Origin of the sequence: Aestuariivirga sp., from assembly GCF_044239095.1 — a bacterium.
Lineage (GTDB): Bacteria > Pseudomonadota > Alphaproteobacteria > Rhizobiales > Aestuariivirgaceae > Aestuariivirga.
In genome coordinates this window covers 1-2,952 of record NZ_JBIICB010000386.1, presented here as the reverse complement: position 1 = coordinate 2,952, position 2,952 = coordinate 1, and the positions used below count along the sequence as shown (strand labels likewise).

The following is a 2,952-nucleotide window of genomic DNA, read 5'->3' as shown; positions in this document are numbered from 1 at the left end:
AAGCCCATCACGGTGGCGGAGCGCTCCGACCCGCAAGGCACGCGCTACGTTCTGGTCTGCGGCCAGGGACGCATGGAGGCGTTTCAGGCTCTCGGCCAGACAGTGATCCCCGCCCAGGTGATCGAGGCCTCCGACGATGAGGCCTTCGTGATGAGCCTGGTCGAGAACATCGCCCGCCACACGCCGCGTACGCTGGAACTCCTCGAGGCGATCCGCAGCATGCGCAAGCGTGGGCACAACGTCGCTGCCATCGCCCGCAAGACAGGGCTTGAGCAGAGATGGGTCGCGGGCATGCTGGAACTGCTCGAGAAGGGCGAGCAGCGGCTGCTCACGGCCGTGGAAGCAGGCCGCATACCACTGGCGGTCGCCATCGCCATCGCCAAGGCGGGAAGCGACGACGCCCGGATACAGGAGGTGATGCAGTCTGCCTACGAGTCGGGCGAACTTCGCGGCAAGAAGGTCCTCACCGTCAAGCGCCTGATCGACGAGCGCCGCCGTGTTGGAAAGGCCTACGGTCAAAAGGGTGGCCAGAGGGCTGGCCAGAGGCTCACCTCCTCCGCCCTCGTGCGCGCCTACAACCGGGAGGTGGACCGGCAGAAGATGCTGATCCGCAAGGCTGACGTGGTGCAGCAGCGCCTCGCCTTCATCTCGGGCGCCATGAGCCGCCTGCTGGCCGATGAGGACTTCCTGAACCTGCTGCGCGCCGAAGGGCTCACATCCATGCCCGCGATCCTCGATCCGGGCAAGAACGGGGGAGATATCAGATGACAGGCCGGGTTCAGATCGGGTTCGAGGGCCAGACCTTCGAGACAAGCCTCGACAAGCTGCTTCCCACCCGTTCCGTCCGGCCCGAGTTCCGCAAGACCCGGAAGTTTGCCCAGATCCGCTCGTCGATCCGGGAGATCGGACTGATCGAGCCGCTGATCGTCACCCCGCCCGATCCGGCCTCCGGGCTCCACATGCTGCTCGATGGCCACCTCCGCCTGCTGGCGATGCGTGAGCTGGGACTGGCAGCTGTGACCTGCCTCGTCTCCTGCGACGACGAGGGGTACACTTACAACAAGCGGGTCAACCGTCTCGCCACGGTGCAGGAGCACTACATGATCCTCCGCGCCCTCGAGCGGGGTGTTCCCGAGGAGCGGCTGGCGAAGGCGCTCGACATCAATGTCGCCTCGCTGCGGCGCAAGCGCGACCTCCTTGACGGCATCTGCCCCGAGGTCGAGGAGATGCTCAAGGACCGGAACTTCTCCGGAGATGTGATGCGTCAGCTGAAGAAGATGAAGCCGCAACGCCAGATCGAGTGTGCTGATCTGATGTGTTCGATGAACAACTTCTCCGTCAACTATGCCGGCGCTCTTCTCGCAGCAACGCCACCCGACCAGTTGGTCGAGGCGAGCCAGCCCAAGCGCTTCAGGGGGCTTGCGGCTGCCGAGATATCCCGCATGGAGAAGGAGATGTCCCTGGTGCAGAGCCGCTTCAAGCTGATCGAGCAATCCTATGGCAACGACATGCTCGACATGGTTCTGGCCCGCGGCTATCTGAACAAGCTCCTTACCAACAAGGCTGTCGCCAGCTATCTGCAGCGCCGGCAGCCCGACCTTGTGGATGAGTTCCGCAACATTGTGAAGATCACGTCGCTCGAGGATGAGGAGGATGTGTCGAAGGTTGCTTGAGGCCAACGGCAGTCGCTCAGGAGAAGCCGTTCACTCATGCCATGTGACCGGTGCGTTCTGCCGGATCACCACTCTCGGTATCACCGGGACCGAACTCGACACTCTCAAGGCACGGATGATGTTCACCGTCACCAGCCTTGAGGCTCAGGTAAGCGCGCTCAAGGCTCAGATCGCTACGCTCACCGCCCAGCGCGATGTCTCCCGGCATGAGCTCGACGTCGCGCTGATTACGGCGTCGAAGCTGGCCGATCCGGCGGCGCCGGGGCCGGAGGCGGGCGAGACTGGTCCAGTTGCAGCCATATCATAGCAGGGGAGTGGCGTGCCGGCAGCGCGGCAGAACCCGCGCGCACCCCGGATGACATGACCGGGATTCCGGCCATGCCCGGCCGGCGATACCTCGAGCCAGCCTGGCGGGCTCTGGACGGGGGCGCCGCCATTCCCACCACCGCGCTCGATCCGCCCAGCTGAGCAGCGCCTCCCGCGGTCCCCGCGCTTGATGGGGCCGGGTCCCCTCTTGGATCATTACCATAACGGCGCGGAAAGTACTTTCCGAAAAGGGGAAAATTCTTTCCGCCTTGAACGCCCCGCCCTGAACGTCACGGTGCATGGCGGCCAATCACCCGCCAGCCTCCTGTGGGCGCGGCTGACTGGCCGCTGTCCTTCTTGCCGGCGTTCTTATTCCAAGGGCCAAGTGTTCGACTTTTGCGCCGCCCAGTGGCCCAATTTTACTCCGGCGTAGACAACAAGGTCAGCGGAAAGCCAATGGGGCTCTTGCAATTCCTGTTGCGGGTTTAGTCCTTGTGCATCAGGATCTCGCGAAGCTGATGGAAAAGCTCGTCGCAGACGGTGTTCTCAATTGGCGCAAGTTATCCCCTTGTCAGGCCCGGTAAATGTCCGGAGTGAGCCAGAGAACCGATTCAAGGCTGCTGATCTCTCCGGCATTTCTTTGTCTTCTGGCTGTTGATGCCCTCTGTGCCAGGAGACCTTGGACGAGCGCGTCAAATGAAGTTCAGATAATGATAACAGGCGGGTAGCCGCTACTCGACTATTGCCTGTTTGAGTTTTGCAGCGATTCGCGCGATGGATTTAGCCCGAATTATGCATTCTGGACAGGCGGGTGTAGCTTAAACCTATGAAATCACGTATGATTTGGTTACTGACGCCAATCATCGCAGTTTCAGGGAAGCGACACCCGCCATGATCGATTCTACCCCGATGTTGCCCGGCCTGTCACCTGTTGCCGGTAAAAGGATCGCCGCCCAATTCGACGGCGGGTTGC

At 62.2% G+C, this 2,952-nt stretch carries 3 protein-coding genes; all 3 read left to right on the top strand.

Annotation, left to right across the window (positions count from 1 at the left end):
• On the top strand, positions 1–768 hold a 768-nt coding region (locus ACILRA_RS21620), incomplete at its 5' end, for a ParB/RepB/Spo0J family partition protein (protein WP_395664105.1).
• Entirely contained in the window at positions 765–1,673 is a 909-nt protein-coding gene (locus ACILRA_RS21615) for a plasmid partitioning protein RepB C-terminal domain-containing protein (RefSeq protein ID WP_395664104.1), read from the top strand. The genes ACILRA_RS21620 and ACILRA_RS21615, both read left to right, overlap by 4 nt.
• Positions 1,674–1,716: 43 nt before the next feature.
• Positions 1,717–1,980 (top strand): hypothetical protein, encoded by a 264-nt coding sequence (locus ACILRA_RS21610; protein ID WP_395664103.1) that lies wholly within the window; start codon positions 1,717–1,719, stop codon positions 1,978–1,980.
• The last annotated feature ends 972 nt before the right edge of the window (positions 1,981–2,952 follow it).